Annotated in this window: 15 protein-coding genes; 8 read left to right on the forward strand and 7 right to left on the reverse strand. The window is 69.1% G+C overall.

What is annotated here, in order from left to right; all coding sequences use genetic code 11:
• Positions 1–84: 84 nt before the first annotated feature.
• On the reverse strand, positions 85–1,242 hold the full coding sequence (prpC, locus tag ATCM_RS14770; protein WP_132865241.1) for a 2-methylcitrate synthase: 1,158 nt from the start codon (positions 1,240–1,242) through the stop codon (positions 85–87).
• A gap of 141 nt (positions 1,243–1,383) precedes the next feature.
• Positions 1,384–2,268, reverse strand: a complete 885-nt coding sequence (prpB, locus tag ATCM_RS14775) for a methylisocitrate lyase (RefSeq protein ID WP_132865242.1) — start codon at positions 2,266–2,268, stop codon at positions 1,384–1,386.
• Between the two features lie 114 nt (positions 2,269–2,382).
• Here prpB and ATCM_RS14780 point away from each other — a divergent pair, with 114 nt between their 5' ends.
• Entirely contained in the window at positions 2,383–3,612 is a 1,230-nt protein-coding gene (locus tag ATCM_RS14780; protein ID WP_132865243.1) for a citrate synthase family protein, read from the forward strand.
• Between the two features lie 18 nt (positions 3,613–3,630).
• On the opposite strand, the gene ATCM_RS14785 is transcribed toward ATCM_RS14780, so the two are convergent.
• Genes ATCM_RS14785 through pdxH form a run of 3 tightly spaced genes read right to left on the reverse strand, consistent with a single transcriptional unit; the run spans position 3,631 to position 5,393 of the window.
• Positions 3,631–4,419, reverse strand: coding sequence for a cobalamin-binding protein (locus ATCM_RS14785; protein ID WP_132866196.1), 789 nt, complete (start codon positions 4,417–4,419; stop codon positions 3,631–3,633).
• The gene (locus ATCM_RS14790) at positions 4,419–4,763 is read right to left on the reverse strand and encodes a hypothetical protein (protein WP_132866197.1); all 345 of its coding nucleotides are present in this window, start codon (positions 4,761–4,763) and stop codon (positions 4,419–4,421) included. Before ATCM_RS14790 ends, ATCM_RS14785 begins: the two co-directional genes overlap by 1 nt.
• 30 nt (positions 4,764–4,793) lie before the next feature.
• Positions 4,794–5,393 carry a pyridoxamine 5'-phosphate oxidase gene (pdxH, locus tag ATCM_RS14795; protein ID WP_132865244.1) on the reverse strand — a complete coding sequence of 200 codons (600 nt, stop codon included), beginning with the start codon at positions 5,391–5,393 and terminating at the stop codon, positions 4,794–4,796.
• Positions 5,394–5,434: 41 nt separating this feature from the next.
• Between pdxH and ATCM_RS14800 the strand changes: the two genes are divergently transcribed.
• Complete coding sequence (locus ATCM_RS14800) at positions 5,435–6,253, forward strand: kinase (protein WP_132865245.1); 819 nt, start codon at positions 5,435–5,437, stop codon at positions 6,251–6,253.
• Between the two features lie 9 nt (positions 6,254–6,262).
• Here the strand turns inward: ATCM_RS14800 and ATCM_RS14805 are convergent, their stop codons facing one another.
• Positions 6,263–6,466, reverse strand: a complete 204-nt coding sequence (locus tag ATCM_RS14805) for a dodecin family protein (RefSeq protein WP_132865246.1) — start codon at positions 6,464–6,466, stop codon at positions 6,263–6,265.
• Positions 6,467–6,565: 99 nt separating this feature from the next.
• On the opposite strand from ATCM_RS14805, the gene ATCM_RS14810 reads away from it, so the two are divergent.
• From ATCM_RS14810 to mdtD, 6 genes are all read left to right on the forward strand, one after another.
• The gene (locus ATCM_RS14810) at positions 6,566–7,108 is read left to right on the forward strand and encodes a shikimate kinase (RefSeq protein ID WP_132865247.1); all 543 of its coding nucleotides are present in this window, start codon (positions 6,566–6,568) and stop codon (positions 7,106–7,108) included.
• Positions 7,105–8,214: a 3-dehydroquinate synthase gene (gene aroB, locus ATCM_RS14815; RefSeq protein ID WP_132865248.1), complete on the forward strand. Its 1,110-nt coding sequence runs from the start codon at positions 7,105–7,107 to the stop codon at positions 8,212–8,214. The genes ATCM_RS14810 and aroB overlap by 4 nt, the downstream gene beginning before the upstream one ends.
• Positions 8,215–8,343: 129 nt before the next feature.
• Positions 8,344–8,595, forward strand: a complete 252-nt coding sequence (locus ATCM_RS14820; protein WP_132865249.1) for a WGR domain-containing protein — start codon at positions 8,344–8,346, stop codon at positions 8,593–8,595.
• 19 nt (positions 8,596–8,614) lie between these two features.
• The gene (hemE, locus tag ATCM_RS14825) at positions 8,615–9,724 is read left to right on the forward strand and encodes a uroporphyrinogen decarboxylase (RefSeq protein WP_132865250.1); all 1,110 of its coding nucleotides are present in this window, start codon (positions 8,615–8,617) and stop codon (positions 9,722–9,724) included.
• Between the two features lie 49 nt (positions 9,725–9,773).
• Positions 9,774–10,454, forward strand: coding sequence for a hypothetical protein (locus ATCM_RS14830; RefSeq protein WP_132865251.1), 681 nt, complete (start codon positions 9,774–9,776; stop codon positions 10,452–10,454).
• Between the two features lie 75 nt (positions 10,455–10,529).
• A complete protein-coding gene (gene mdtD, locus ATCM_RS14835; protein WP_132865252.1) occupies positions 10,530–11,951 on the forward strand; it encodes a multidrug transporter subunit MdtD in 1,422 nt (473 codons plus the stop codon).
• A 91-nt stretch (positions 11,952–12,042) separates the two neighbouring features.
• Here the strand turns inward: mdtD and ATCM_RS14840 are convergent, their stop codons facing one another.
• Complete coding sequence (locus tag ATCM_RS14840) at positions 12,043–15,606, reverse strand: ATP-binding protein (RefSeq protein WP_132865253.1); 3,564 nt, start codon at positions 15,604–15,606, stop codon at positions 12,043–12,045.

The following is a 15,606-nucleotide window of genomic DNA, read 5'->3' on the forward strand; positions in this document are numbered from 1 at the left end:
CTCTCCCGCAAGCGGGAGAGGGGCTAAGTTTTCCGCGAGCGGGAGAGGAGCTTTGTCTTCCGTGCGGGAGACTTTCTGCGCGCCTTACGCGCGCTTGTCCAATGGCACGAAGGCCTGGTCTTCCGGGCCGGTGTAGTTCGCGCTCGGTCGGATGATCTTGCCGTCGATGCGCTGCTCGATGATGTGCGCGCTCCAGCCGGCGGTACGCGCGATCACGAACAACGGGGTGAACATCGCGGTCGGCACGCCCATCATGTGGTAGCTGACGGCGCTGAACCAATCCAGATTCGGGAACATCTTCTTGATGTCCCACATCACCGACTCCAGGCGCTCGGCGATGTCGTACATCTTCATGTTTTCCTGCTCGGCCGACAGCTCGCGCGAGACCTCCTTGATCACCTTGTTGCGCGGATCGGACACGGTGTAGACCGGGTGGCCGAAGCCGATGACCACTTCCTTGCGCTCCACGCGCGCCTTGATGTCGGCCTCGGCCTCGTCCGGCGTCTCGTAGCGCTTCTGCACCTCGAAGGCGACTTCATTGGCACCGCCATGCTTGGGCCCGCGCAGGGCGCCGATGCCGCCGGTGATGGCGCTGTACATGTCGCTGCCGGTGCCGGCGATGACGCGGCAGGCAAAGGTCGAAGCGTTGAATTCATGCTCGGCGTACAGGATCAGGCTGGTGTGCATCGCCTTGACCCACGACTCGCGCGGCTGCTCGCCGTGCAGCAGGTGCAGGAAGTGGCCGCCGATGGAGTCGTCGTCGGTTTCCACGTCGATGACCTTACCGTTGTGGCTCCAGTGGTACCAGTACAGCAGCATCGAGCCCAGCGAAGCCATCAGCTTGTCGGCGATGTCACGCGCGCCCGGGTGGTTGTGGTCGTCCTTCTCCGGCGACACGCACCCCATCACCGACACGCCGGTGCGCATCACGTCCATCGGGTGGGCCGACGGCGGCAGTTCTTCCAGCGCGGCCTTGACCGCCGCCGGGATGCCACGCAGCGCCTTCAGCTTGGCCTTGTAGGCGCGCAGTTCGGCCTTGTTCGGCAGCTTGCCGTGCACCAGCAGGTGGGCGATTTCCTCGAACTCGCTGGTGTTGGCCAGGTCCAGGATGTCGTAACCGCGGTAGTGCAGGTCGTTGCCGCTGCGACCGACCGTGCACAGCGCGGTGTTGCCGGCGGCGGTGCCGGACAGGGCGACGGACTTCTTCGGCTTGAACGCCGGGGCGGCGGTGGATTCAGACATGGTGTGAACCTCGATCAGATGCGGATGTGGAAGCCCCTCTCCCACCGGGAGAGGGGTTGGGGAGAGGGTACGAATGCGAGGAATCGCACCCTCATCCGGCGCTACGCGCCACCTTCTCCCAACGGGAGAAGGGGCCAGGGACTACTTCTTCGCAGCAAACGTCCTGTCCAGGCTGCGCTCGAATTCGTGGTAACCAATCCGGTCGTACAGCTCCTCGCGGGTCTGCATCGTGTCCACCACATTACGCTGGTGGCCATCACGGCGGATGGCTTCGTAGACGTTCTCGGCCGCCTTGTTGGCCGCGCGGAACGCCGACAGCGGGAACAGCTGGATCGCAACGCCCGAAGCAGCCAGCTCATCGCGGCTGAACAGCGGCGTGGCCCCGAATTCAGTGATATTGGCCAGCAGCGGCACCTTCACCGCGTCGGCGAAGCGCTTGTAGGTTTCCAGGTCATAGGCAGCCTCGGCGAAGATGCCATCGGCGCCGGCCTCGACGCAGGCGATGGCACGCTCGATGGCCGCGTCCACGCCTTCCATCTGGATCGCGTCGGTGCGGGCGATCAGGAAGAAATCCGGGTCGGTCTTGGCATCGGCCGCCGCCTTCACGCGGTCCACCATTTCACCCTGCGACACAATCTCCTTGCCCGGGCGGTGGCCGCAACGCTTGGCCCCCACCTGGTCCTCGATGTGGCAGGCCGCGGCACCGGCCTTGATCAGCGACTTCACCGTGCGCGCGATGTTGAACGCACTCGGGCCGAAGCCGGTGTCGATGTCCACCATCAGCGGCAGGTCGCACACATCGGTGATGCGGCGCACGTCGATCAGCACGTCTTCCAGGGTGTTGATGCCCAGGTCCGGCAGGCCCAGCGAGCCGGCCGCGACGCCGCCGCCGGACAGGTAGATGGCCCGGTAGCCGGCGCGCTTGGCCAGCAGGGCGTGGTTGGCGTTGATCGCGCCGATCACCTGCAGCGGCGATTCGGCAGCCAGTGCGGCGCGGAAGGCGGCGCCGGCGGAAGAAAGACTCATGGCATGGCTCCTTGCGTGGCGGAGGCGACGATGCCATTCCGCTATGACAAACAATCTGTCACTATCGGACTCATTGATCAATCTTGATTCAATAAATCAACCTATTGAAAGCGCATGACCGATAACGCCGAGAACGACCTGCTGTCCGCCAGCGATGTCTGCACCCTGCTCGGGATCAGCCCGGCCACGCTGTACGCCTATGTCAGCCGTGGCCAGCTCAGCTCGCGACCGGGCGCGGACCAGCGCAGCCGGGTGTACCTGCGCGCCGAGGTCGAGCGACTGGCTCAGCGCAAGCGAGCCGGCCGTGGCGCGGCGCGGGGGGCTGCGCAGAGCCTGGACCGTGGCCTGCCGGTACTGGAAACCGGCATCTCGCTGATCCAGCCGGATTCGCCCTATTACCGCGGCCGCTCGGCGGTCGCGGCGGCGCAGGACGGGGCGACCCTGGAAGACACCGCGCGGCTGCTGTGGGACTGCGAGGAACTGGACCCTTTCACGCCCCAGCCGCCGCCGCATTGGCCGGAGCGGATTGCCCCGCTGGCGCTGGACGGATCACTTCCACCGCTGGAGCGGGCCATGGCCTGCCTGCCGCTGCTGGCATTGGGACAGCGTCAGTCGCTCAACGCCGCCGCGCCGGTGCGCCGCGAGGTAGCCGCGGCACTGTTGCGCCAGAACGCCGCGCTGCTGGTCGGCGTGCAACCGGATGCGCGCCCGGTGCATCGCCTGCTGGCCGACAGCTGGTGCGCCGGGGACGAGGGTTTTGCCGAGGTGGTACGCACCGCATTGGTGGTGTGCGCCGACCATGAGCTCAATGTGTCGGCCTTTGCTGCGCGCGTGGTGGCCTCCACCGGCGCGCACCTGCACGCCACCGTCTGCGCCGGCCTGGCCGCGATGTCCGGGCCGCGCCATGGCGGTGCCACCGCACGCGCGCATGCGCTGTTGCTGGATGCACAGGCCAGCGGCGCGGCGGCGGAGTTCATCGCCGGTCGCTGGCGGCGCGGCGACGACCTGCCGGGGTTCAACCATGTGCTGTACCCGCAGGGCGACCCGCGCGGTGCCGAAGTCCTGCGCGTGCTGCGTGGATTACGCGGTGGCACGCCGGCGATGCAGCACATCGAGAGCGTGCTGGCGGCCACCGAGGAGCACAGTGGCCAGCACCCCAACATCGACGGCCTGCTGGCGGCGATCTGCTACGCCTATGGCCTGCCCGGCGCGCACGCGCTGGTGATGTTCGCCACCGCCCGGCTGGCCGGCTGGCTGGCGCACGCCCTGGAGCAGCAGGCGCTGGGTACGCTGATCCGGCCACGCGCGCGTTACACCGGCGTGGTCCCCGGCAAGCCCGCGTAGGCGCGGCCGAGGCTGCTCCTACCGACGACTCCAGGCCTGGATGATCGCCGCGATGGTCTGCACGCCATCGGTCAACGCTGCAGGGCCCGGCTGCAGGATCAGCGGCGACTTGATTTCGTGCAGCTGGCCATCACGCACGGCGTTGATTGCTGCCCAGCCCGGACGTGCGGCGACCCGCTCGGGGCGGAACTTCTTGCCGCACCACGAGCCGATGATGATGTCCGGGTTGCGCGCGATCACCGGATCACCGTTGGCCAGGATCCGCGCCTTGGCCAGCGGCTCGCGCGACAGCTCGGGGAACACATCGTCGCCGCCGGCGATGGTCACCAGTTCGGCACCCCACTGGATGCCGGTGATGATCGGCTCATCCCATTCTTCCACGTACACGCGCGGCCGCTGCGGCAACCGCGCGGCCTGCGCGGCGATGTCATCCAGCCCGCGCTGCAGGCTGTCGGCATAGGCATTGGCACGCGCGGCCACGCCCACCAGCCCGCCGAGCCGGCGGATGTAATCAAGGATGCCGGCCACGCTGCGGTGGTTGGCGATCCATACCTCCACGCCATGCCGGATCAATTCGGCGGCGATATCGGCCTGGATGTCGGAGAAGCCGATCGCCAGGTCCGGTTTGAGCTTGAGGATCTCCCCCACCTTGGCGCTGGTGAAGGCACTGACCTTGGGCTTGTCGCGCCGTGCTTGCGGTGGCCGCACGGTGAAGCCGCTGATGCCGACGATGCGCTCCTGCTCACCGAGCGCGTACAGGGTTTCGGTCGGCTCCTCGGTGAGGCAGACGATGCGACGCGGGCCAATCATGGGCTTGCGAACTCCGTGCTATCGACGAACACCGCCGGGGTGTTCCAGGGATGATGGGCGGCAATGCCCTGCGTCAGCAGGCGTTGCAGGCGCCCGGGATCGCGCGGGATGCAGAACTCCAGCCGCACGCTGGGCTCGCGTACCAGTTCGCCGGACCGGCCGGATGCGCTGGCCGTGCCGTCCAGCACGCGGAACTGTTCCCGGCCCGGCGCCGATTCCCACATGCCGGCCGCGTAGCCGCCGGCGGCCAGCGGGTCCACGGACAGGATGCCGGCCTTCAACGCCTCCAGGTGCGCGGGCGGCACGAACACGGTGATGCGGTAGACCGGATGCAGCTTCATCATTGCCCCGCCATCGTCAGCCACCGCAACTCAAGGGAACAGCATCCGCTTGCTCCACTGCCCGGCCGCATCGGCCTCGTAGCACCAGCGCTCATGCAGGCGGAAGTCGGCGCCATACCAGAACTCGATGCGCTGCGGCACCACGCGGATGCCACTCCAGCCGTCCGGGCGCGGCACGTCCCGCCCTTCGAACTGGGCCTCGAACCGGGCCAGGCGTTGCTCGAACGCCTCGCGCGAGGCCAGCGGCTGCGACTGCACCGAGGCCCACGCGCCGATCTGGCTCATGCGCGGGCGCGAGGCGAAGTACGCGTCGGCCTCGGCCGGCGCGACCAGCTGCGCGTCGCCTTCGATCCGCACCTGGATGCCGGCCTCGCGCAGGCTGCGCCACAGGAACAGCAACGCCAGCGCGCGGTTCTCGTGCAGCTCGCGTCCCTTGCGGCTGTCCAGGTGCGTGTAGAACACGAAACCGCGCTCGTCGAAGGCCTTCAGCAGCACCGTGCGTGCCGAGGGACGGCCGTTGATGTCGGCGGTGGCCACCGTCATCGCGGTGGCATCGATTTCGGCACCGGCTTTTGCCTCGTCAAACAATGCGGCGAAAGTCGTAAGTGCTTCGGCGTAAAGATCGGTCATGAGCGGCTTCGTACGGCAGGGGTTTGAGCTATTGTGGCGGCATGTCCCCCGTTCCGCACAGTTTTTCCCCACGACGCTTCGCGCAGGCGCTGGTCGAACAGGCGCTCGACGATGCATTGGCCAGTGGCGCACGCACGCCGGTGCTGGCCATCAGTGGCGTGCAGGGCAGCGGCAAGTCCACCCTGGCCGCTCAGGTGGTCGAGCTGGCCCGTGCGCGTGGGCTGCAGGCCGCGGCATTGTCCATCGACGACACCTACCTCACCCGCGCCCAGCGCCAGCGCCTGGCCGACCGCATCCACCCGTTGCTGGCCACGCGCGGCCCGCCGGGCACGCATGACCTGCCGCTGGCGCTGTCCACCCTGGATGCGGCCAAGGCAGGCCGGGCTTTCGCCCTGCCCCGCTTCGACAAGCTGGCCGACGAACGGGTGCCCGAAGCGCAATGGCAGATGCAGGACACGCCACTGGACCTGCTGGTGTTCGAGGGCTGGTTCCTGGGCACGCCGGCCGAGCAGGACGCCGCGCTGCAGGCACCGTTGAACGCGCTCGAGCGCGAGGCCGATGGCGACGGTATCTGGCGGCGCTGGTGCAACCAGGCGCTGGCGAACGACTATCCCGCGCTGTGGCAGCGCTTTGACCGGCTGTGGTTCCTGCAGCCGCCGGGCTTTTCGGTGGTCCCGCACTGGCGCTGGCAGCAGGAGCAGGCACTGCAGCAGGCCTCGCCGGGGCGCACCAGCATGAGCCGGGCGCAGGTGGAACGTTTCGTGCAGTTCTACGAGCGCATCAGCCGGCAGGCGCTGCGCACCCTGCCGACGCTCGCCGACCGGGTCATCCCGCTGGATGCGCAACGCCGTCCGTTGTAGGGGGGCGGCTTACTGCACCAGGAAGGTCACCCGCAGGTTGACCCGCCATTCGGTGATGTTGCCCTGGCCGTCGGTGACCACCTTGGTTTCGTTGATCCACGCGCCCTGGATGCCCTTGACGGTCTCGGCCACCTTCTTCAACCCGGTGCGCACGGCGTCCTCGACGCTGGTCTTGGACGACGCGCTGACTTCGATGATCTTCGCCACACTCATGTCCGACTCCTTGGTTGCACCACGAACCATTCGTGGAGTCCGCGAGCTTGGCTGCTACCGTGTTAAGGCACTGACACGAGGTGCTAGCATCGCCCTACGATGAATCCCGCCCCCAATCTCATCCTGATCGGCCCCATGGGCGCCGGAAAAACCTGCATCGGCCGCCGCGTGGCCGAGCGCTTCGGGCTGGCCTTCATCGATGCCGACCAGGCCATCGTCGATGACGTGGGCACCAGCATCCCGGCCATCTTCGAGAACCTCGGCGAGGCCGGCTTCCGTGCCCACGAGAAGCGGGTACTGAACGACCTGCTGCAGGGCAACGGCCAACTGGTGTCCACCGGCGGGGGCTCGGTGCTGGATGCCGACAACCGCCAGCGCATCCGCCAACGCGGCTTCGTGGTCTACCTGCGGGTCAGCGTGCAGTCGCAGCTGCAGCGCCTGCAGAAGGACAAGACCCGCCCACTGCTGCAACGTCCCGACCGCGAACAGGTGCTGGCCGACATGGCCGCGTTGCGCGACCCGCTGTACCGCGACCTGGCCGACCTGATCATCGACACCGACCTCTACACCTCCGCCGAAGCCACCGCCCAACTGGTGGTACGGCTTGCCAGCCAATGGCAGATCTCGGAACCCACCGCATGACCGCTTCCCCCCGTACCGTCGCCGTTGGCGGCGAACTCCCGTACCAGATCCACATCGGCCCCGGCCTGCTGTCCGACGCCAGCCTGCTGGGCGCGGCCATCCGCGGACGCCACGTGTTGCTGGCCAGCGACGACACCGTGGCCCCGCTGTACCTGGCACGCGTCCGCGATGCCCTGCAGGCGGCCCGCCCCGAGCTGAAGATCGGCCAGTACGTGATCCCGGCCGGCGAGGCATCCAAGACCCTGGACAACTTCGCCGGTGCGATCGCCGCGCTGGCGGCGCTGGGCGCCACCCGCGATGCCTGCGTGCTGGCACTGGGCGGTGGCGTGGTCGGCGACCTGGCCGGCTTCGCCGCGGCGTGCTGGATGCGGGGCGTGGACTGCGTGCAGCTGCCCACCACGCTGCTGGCGATGGTGGACTCCTCGGTCGGTGGCAAGACCGCCGTGGACATCCCGCAGGGCAAGAACCTGGTCGGTGCCTTCCACCCGCCGCGCGCGGTCATCGCCGACACCGCCGCCCTGCGCAGCCTGCCGGTGCGCGAGCTGCGCGCCGGGCTGGCCGAGGTAATCAAGTACGGCGCCATCCGTGACCCGCTGTTCTTCCAGTGGCTGCAGGCCGAACGTGCCGCGCTGCTGGCCGGCGACGATGCCGCGCTGGCCCAGGCCATCGCCCGCAGTTGCGAGCACAAGGCCGAGATCGTCGAACGCGACCCGCTGGAGAAGGGCGAACGTGCGCTGCTCAACCTGGGCCACACCTTCGGCCATGCCATCGAGACGGCGCAGGGTTACGGCGCACCGGGCAATGACAACCTCAACCACGGCGAGGCCGTGGCGGTGGGCATGGTGCTGGCCGCGCGCCTGTCCGCCGCGCTGGGCATGGCCGATGCGGCCGACACCGACACCCTGCGCGAGCTGCTGCTGGCCTATGGCCTGCCGGTGCGGATCCCGGCCGGGCTGGAACCGGAGGGCCTGCTCGCGCACATGCGCCTGGACAAGAAGAACATCGCCGGGCGCCTGCGCCTGGTGTTGTGGCGTGGCATCGGCAAGGCCGAGGTCGTGGCCGACGTGGACGAGACCGCGGTGCTGGCGGTGTTGCGCCAGGGCTGAGGCACCCGCGCCTTCCCCGTCCCCTTGGCCTGCGGCCACGGGGACGGAGGACCAGCACACACCGTGGCGATGCCGGGGCATGCCGCCGGAAAGCGGCCCAAATCCCGCGCAACGGCTACAATCGCCGCCATGCGCGTCCTACTGCAACAGCCGCCCAGCGGCAAAGAAGCCCCCCGTTACGTACAGCTCACCCTGGTGCCGGACCTGCTCGGCGGCTGGGAGCTGCTGCGCGAGAGCGGCCAGACCGGAGGCCGCGTGCAGCTTCGCCGCGAACTGTTCCTGCAGCACGACGAAGCCCGCGACGCCTTCGAGAAGGCACGCGACGCACAGATCAAGCGCGGCTTCCAGGTGATGTTCACCAGCGGCCTGCCACAACCCTGAGCGGACCCTGCAGGGCGCGATGCGCCCGCGCCGCCCACTGCCAAGGAGCTCCACCGTGACCAGCCCCCTCCGCAACGACCGCTTCCTGCGCGCCCTGCGCCGCGAACCGGTGGATTGCACCCCCGTCTGGCTGATGCGCCAGGCCGGCCGCTACCTGCCGGAGTACCGCGCCACCCGCGCCCGCGCCGGCAGCTTCCTGGGCATGGCCAAGAACCCCGAAGTCGCCTGCGAAGTCACCCTGCAGCCGCTGGAGCGCTTCGACCTGGACGCGGCCATCCTGTTCTCGGACATCCTCACCGTGCCCGACGCGATGGGCCTGGGCCTGTACTTCGCCGATGGCGAAGGCCCCAAGTTCAAGGACCCGGTGCGTGACGCCGCCGCCATCGCCAGGCTGGCGGTGCCGGACATGGAGACCGAGCTGGGCTACGTGATGGACGCGGTGCGCCTGATCCGCCGCGAGCTGGACGGCAAGGTGCCGTTGATCGGCTTCTCCGGCAGCCCGTGGACGCTGGCCTGCTACATGATCGAGGGCGGCGGCAGCAAGGACTACGCGCGCATCAAGGCGATGGCGCTGAACGAGCCCAAGGCCCTGCACCAGTTGCTGGGCGTGGTGACCGACGCGGTCATCGCCTACCTGTCGGCGCAGCGCGCGGCCGGCGCGCAGGCACTGCAGGTGTTCGACACCTGGGGCGGCGTGCTCGGCCCGGCCATGTACCGTGAGTTCTCGCTGCGCTACCTCTCGCGCATCGCCGCCGAACTGCCGCGTGGCGAAGGCGCCGAGCGCACCCCGCTGATCCTGTTCGGCAAGGGCACCGGCCAGTACGTGGCCGAACTGGCCGCCACCGGCACCGACGGCGTCGGCGTGGACTGGACCATCAGCCTGGAGGACGCGGTGCGTGCGGCCGGCGGCAAGGTCGCGCTGCAGGGCAACCTGGACCCGGCCACCCTGTACGGCTCGTCCGAGGCGATCACCCGGGAAGTGGGCAAGGTGCTGGACAGCTACGCCGCCGGCAACGGCGGCTCGCGCGAGGGCCATGTGTTCAACCTCGGCCATGGCATGTCGCCGGACATGAACCCGGACCACGTCGCGGTGCTGGTGGACGCCGTGCACCGGTTGAGCCGCCGCTGATCCCGGCGGCCGGCCTGGCCGGCCCCGGACCGTTTCAAGGAGGAACGCCATGCCCCTGCCCCGCCCGATCCTGTGGTGCGCCCCGCTGTCGTGCGCACTGGCCGCCTGTTCGGCCGATGTCACGCCGGCACCGGCATCGGCTGCCACGCCGGCCACCGACGCGGCCAGCAGCACATTGAAGATCCAGCCCGAGGATTTCCCGAGCCTGGCCTCGAACGAAGCGCTAGCCCAGCTGGCGATCTTCAGCACCGGGATGGGCGACTTCCCGCAACGCTGCGACCAGCTCCGGCTGGTCAAGCAGGACGAGCTGTCCCCACGCTGGTCGGCGGTGATCGCTAAGCTCTCGCTCACCTCGTGCACGCGCGAGGCCTACGACGACGGCAGCGGCTACCTGTCCTATGCGGCCAGCGCGACCTTCAAGCCGGGTGCGGTGACGCTGCTGGACCTGCCGGTGCTGCGCTACGACGAGGATGCCGGCGAGATGCATATCCTGCGCACCTACGTCATCGACGCCCCGCTGCAACAGCTGCTGCAGACCTTGCGCCCGCGGATCGAGAAAGACTGCGAGCCTACCCACAGGGTCAATCCCAGCGCGGTGCCGACCTGCACCATGGAAGAGGATGACGGCACCTGGCGGCTGACCCTGGGCGAGCTCAACACCACCGCCACCTTGGCCGCCGACCCGGACAACCCGGCCCATTCGCTGTACAGCTACGGCGGCGGTGATTGAGGGCCAGGCGCGATCTGCGCGTGACCTGCACGCGCCAGGAGCGACAATGACGGCCTGCCCCCGCGAGCCGTCCTGATGTCCAACGCCGTTTCCAGCCCACTGCCCACCGGCAACGCCCACAAGCCGCTGTTGTGGCTGGTGTCACTGGCCATCTTCATGCAGATGCTGGACTCGACCATCGTCAACACCGCATTGCCGGCGATGGCCCGCAGCCTTGGCGAAAGCCCGCTGCAGATGCAGTCGGTGGTGTTCAGCTACGCGCTGGCGGTGGCCACGTTCATCCCGGCCTCGGGCTGGATCGCCGACCGCTTCGGCACCCGCCGCACTTTCATGACGGCGATCATCCTGTTCACCCTGGGCTCGCTGGCCTGCGCGTTGTCACCCAGCCTGCAATGGCTGGTGGCCGCGCGCGTGCTGCAGGGCATCGGCGGGGCGATGCTGCTCCCGGTCGGGCGGCTGGCGGTGATGCGTACCGTACCGCGCGAACAATTCCTGTCGGCGATGAGCTTCATCGCCATCCCCGCGCTGATCGGCCCGCTACTGGGCCCGACGCTGGGCGGCTGGATGGTGGAAGTGGCGTCGTGGCACTGGATCTTCCTGATCAACCTGCCGATCGGCCTGATCGGGCTGGTCGCCGCGCTGCGGATCATGCCCGACCATTACGGACAGCAGAAGCACCGCTTCGACCTGGCCGGCTACCTGATGCTGGCCTTCGGCATGGTCGCCTTGTCGCTGGCGCTGGACGGCGTCTCCGGGCTGGGCTCGGCGCATGCACTGGTGATCCTGCTGGCGGTGATCGGCATCGCCGCACTGGCGGGCTACTGGCTGCATGCGGCCAACAGCCGTGATGCATTGTTCCCGTTGACGCTGTTCCATGTGACCAGCTTCCGCATCGGCATCCTCGGCAACCTGTTCTCACGGATCGGCAGCGGGGCGATGCCGCTGTTGATCCCGTTGCTGCTGCAGGTCGGCCTGGGCATGAGCCCGATGCGGGCGGGCATGATGATGATCCCGGTAGCGCTGGCCGGCATGGCTGCCAAGCGCGCGGCGGTGTCGCTGGTGCAGCGCTTCGGTTATCGCCGCATCCTGATGATCAACACCGTCTGCGTGGGCGTGGCGATGGCCGGCTTCGCGCTGATCGACGGGGGCCAGCCGGTGTGGGTGCAGCTGGTGCTGCTGACCGCCTTCGGCGCGGTGAACTCGATGCAGTTCACCGTGATGAACACCGTGACCCTGCGCGACCTGGACATGGAGCAGGCCAGCAGCGGCAACAGCCTGCTGTCGATGGTGATGATGCTGGCCACCGGCTTCGGCGCGGCCACCGCCGGCAGCCTGCTGGCCACCTTCGGCACGCACCTGGTGGGCCACGGCGCGACCGCCGCGCTGCACGCCACCTTCATCTGCGTCGGCGCGATCACGCTCAGCTCCACGCTGGTGTTCTGGCAGTTGCCGGAAAACCGCCCGCATCCCAAGGCGGTCGAGGAAGTCGCCGAGTAACCGCGCACGCCAGCGCGCCGCATGCAGTGGCGCATCCCCGGGAGCAGCATGCGTGGCCCCGCGCACGATCCCGGTCCCGGCTTGCCGGAGCTCAGCCGCGCGGGGCCAGTCCCTGCGCACGGCGCTGGTGTGCGTCCAGCACCCCGGCGATGGCTTCCAGCAGCATCTGCGCGGTCACCGGCTTGCGCAGGAAGTCATCGAAACCGGACTTGCGTGCCTGCGGCTCGGCTTCGGCATCCGAACGCGCGGTCACCGCGATCAACGGCATCTCGTAGCCCATCGTGCGCAGCTGCAAGGCCAGCCCGAAGCCGTCGATGCCGGGCAGGTCCAGGTCCAGCAGGGCCACGTCGAAGCGCGCATTGGACACCTCGGCCAGCGCGGCCAGCCCGTGCGCGGCATGCACCACGCCGTGCCCATGCACTTCGAGCAGGCCACGGATCACCGCGGCGATGGTGGGGTCGTCCTCCACCAGCAGGACATGCAACGGCGGCAGTGACTTCCACGACGACACGCCGACGCCGTCGGCCGCCGTCTCCGGCACCACCTCCCAGGCCAGTGGCAGGCGCACGCTGAAGCAGCTGCCGGTCCCGGGCGTGCTTTCCACCTCGATGGTGCCGCCCATGGCCACCGCCAGTTCGTGGCAGATCGCCAGGCCCAGGCCGCTGCCACCATAACGGGCCGCGGTACGCGCACCGTCGGCCTGCTCGAAGCGGCGGAACAGGCGCTTGCGCTGCTCCGGATTGATGCCCGGCCCGGTATCGCAGACATCGAAGCAGATGCCGCTGCCACCCTCGCCCATCTCCACCCGCAGGCGCACCTGCCCATCGCTGGTGAACTTGATCGCGTTGCCCAGCAGGTTCAGCAGGATCTGGCGCAGGCGCAGCACGTCACCGGTCACCCGCGTGCGCGCACTGGCCCCGCTGTGCAGCGAGAACGCCAGCCCACGCCGCTGCGCCAGCGGCTCCATCAGCCCGCGCACGTCGTCCAGCAGTTGCTGCAGGTCCAGCGGCTGGACCTGCAGTTCCAGCCGCCCGGCCTCGATGCGCGCCAGGTCCAGCGCGTCGTTGACCAGCCGCAGCAGGTGCTCGCCGGCACGGCGGATCGACTGGGTGTAGCCGCGTTGCCGGTCGTCCAGCTCCGAGGCCAGCAGCAGTTCGCTCATGCCCAGCACGCCTGTCATCGGCGTGCGCACCTCGTGGCCAAGCGTGGCCAGGAAGCGGGTCTTGGCCAGCGAGGCCTGTTCGGCCAGTTCCTGCTTGTGCTTGGCCAGTTGCCATTCGTGGCGCCGCGCCAACCGGCGCCGGTACAACCAGGCGCCCAGCAACAGCAGCGCGACGCCCAGCACGATCAGGCCGGCCAGGCCACCGGTGCTGCGCCACCATGGCGGCTGCACCTGGAAGGACAGCGTCTGCACCGTCGACCAGACGTTGTCCGAGGTCGCCGCCTGCACCTGCAGCCGATAGCTGCCTGGCGGCAAGCGCGGGAACACCCGGTCGCCCGATGCGCCCACTTCCACCCAGTCCGGGTCATAGCCTTCCAGCCGGAAGCGGTACAGGTTGATCGCCGAATCGGCGAAGGACAGCAGCCGCGCCGACACCCGCAGGTCGCGGTCGCCGGGCAGGATCTGCAGCGGGGTCTGGTGGGTCAGGTCCTGTTCCTGCTCGGCGCGACGCACGCTCACCCGCTCGATGACCAGCGGCGATTGGCGCGCCGACAGGCGCACGCGTTGCGGGTCGAACAACACCACGCCATCCGGCGTGCCGCCGGCGATCTGCCCACCGCGCGCCTGCACCAGCGTGCGGCGCCGGAACTCCTGGCTGGGCAGGCCATCGTGCACGCCATACATGCGCACCGAGCGGCTGGCCGGGTCGATGCGGATCAGGCCGCGTGCGCTGGTCGCCCACGCCACGCCCTGCGGATCGACCACCAACCCGTGCGCGCCGAGCATCGGGTAGCCCTGCGCCGGGCCGACCGAATCGAGCAGGGTCATGCGCCGGCCATCCCACAGGTAACGGTCCATCCGCCCCAGGCCGGCGAGCCAGGCCACGCCGCTGTCGGTCAGGTTGAAGCTGGAAATGCGGTCGGTGGGGGCGCCGGGCACCTGCACGAACTGCTGCTGCGCCGTCTGCCAGGTCAACAGGCCGGCACCGGTGGCCAGCCACAGGTCGTCGCCGGGGCCACAGTACATGTCCTCCACGATCGCCAGCGGCAACCCGTGCGTGCCCGGCTGCATCTGCAGCAGCACGTGGCCGTCCCCGTCGCGCTGCTGGATGCCGCCGTCCTCGGAATACACCCAGATCCGCCCGCCCGCGCACTGCCGCACGATGTCCGCATCACCGGTCATCGCCGCATCCGACGCATCGCCGGCCTGCCAGCGGCGCACCTCGTGGCTGGCCGGGGTATAGCGGATCAGTTCGTCCAGGCTGCCGATCCAGACCCGGCCCTTGTTGTCTTCGGTCAACGACTGCGGCCAGTTCATGCCGCTGATCTTTTCCAGGTGCTGCTCGACCTCGCCGGTGGCCGGATCCAGGCGGTCCAGCGCGCCGCGCGTGCCCACCACCCAGATGCCGCCGGAAGCCGACGGTGCCAATGCCAGCGGGTTGGGGTTGCGCAGCGAGGCCGGGTCGTCCAGGTGCCGCGACAGCACCGAGAACTGGCGCCAACTCGGCGGCAGGTGCCAGAGTCCGGCATTGGTGCTGGCGAACCACAGGCCGCCTTCGCGGTCCTCGTAGGCGCTGGACCAGTTCGGCCGCACCATGCCGCGCTCCTGCATGCTGTACAGGCCCACGTTGTGTACGCGGCCGGCGCGGAAACGCCCCAGCCCGGCCAGCGTGTCGAGCCAGTAATCGCCGTCGCTGGAGTACTGCAGCATGTTGAGCACATCGCCGGCCTGCATGCCGGGCCAGACCGAACGCTGGAACCGCCCGTCGGCGGTGCGCACCACCAGCCCGAGGTTGGTGGCGATCCAGAGCCGGCCCTCGCGGTCCACCTTCAGGCCATTGATGCGCTCGGACGGCAGTACCGACTCCCCCACCTGCTCGAAGTCATGCCCGGTCCAGCGCGCCAGCCCGCCTTTGGTGCCGACCCACAGGGTGCCGTCCGGTGTCACCGCCATGTAGGTCACCGCCGCCGCCGGCAGGCTGTTGGGGTCACCGTCGATCGGCATGAAGCGGGTGATGTGCCCGTCCGGATCGAGCCGGTGCAGGCCGCCGGTCGCGGTACCGAACCAGGTGCTGCCGTCGGCGGTGGTGACGATCGACCAGATCGTGTTGCTGCCGATCTCCGGGTGGGTGCGCCGGTTGTAGAAGGTGAAGCTGCGGCGGTCCGCCGACAGCATCACCAGCCCGGCATTCTGCGTGCCGATCCACAGGCGGTTGGCGGCGTCGACGTGCAGGCTCCAGACCTGGTTGTCCTGCAGGCCGTCCTCGGCCCGCCACACGCGGTAGCTGCGCCCGTCATAGCGCGCCAGGCCATCGCGGCTGGCCAGCCACAGGTAACCGGTGCGGTCCTCGGCGAAGGCATTGATGGTGCTCGACGGCAGCCCGTCGGCCACGGTGAGCTGGCGCGGCTGCGGCGTGGCCGGCACCTCGGCATTGGCCGGCGCCAGCAGGCACACGGACAGCGCCAGCAGCACGGCGCGTACGCACCCTTTCAT

Source organism: Stenotrophomonas sp. ATCM1_4 (assembly GCF_004348115.1).
GTDB classification, from domain to species: Bacteria; Pseudomonadota; Gammaproteobacteria; order Xanthomonadales; family Xanthomonadaceae; genus Stenotrophomonas; species Stenotrophomonas capsici.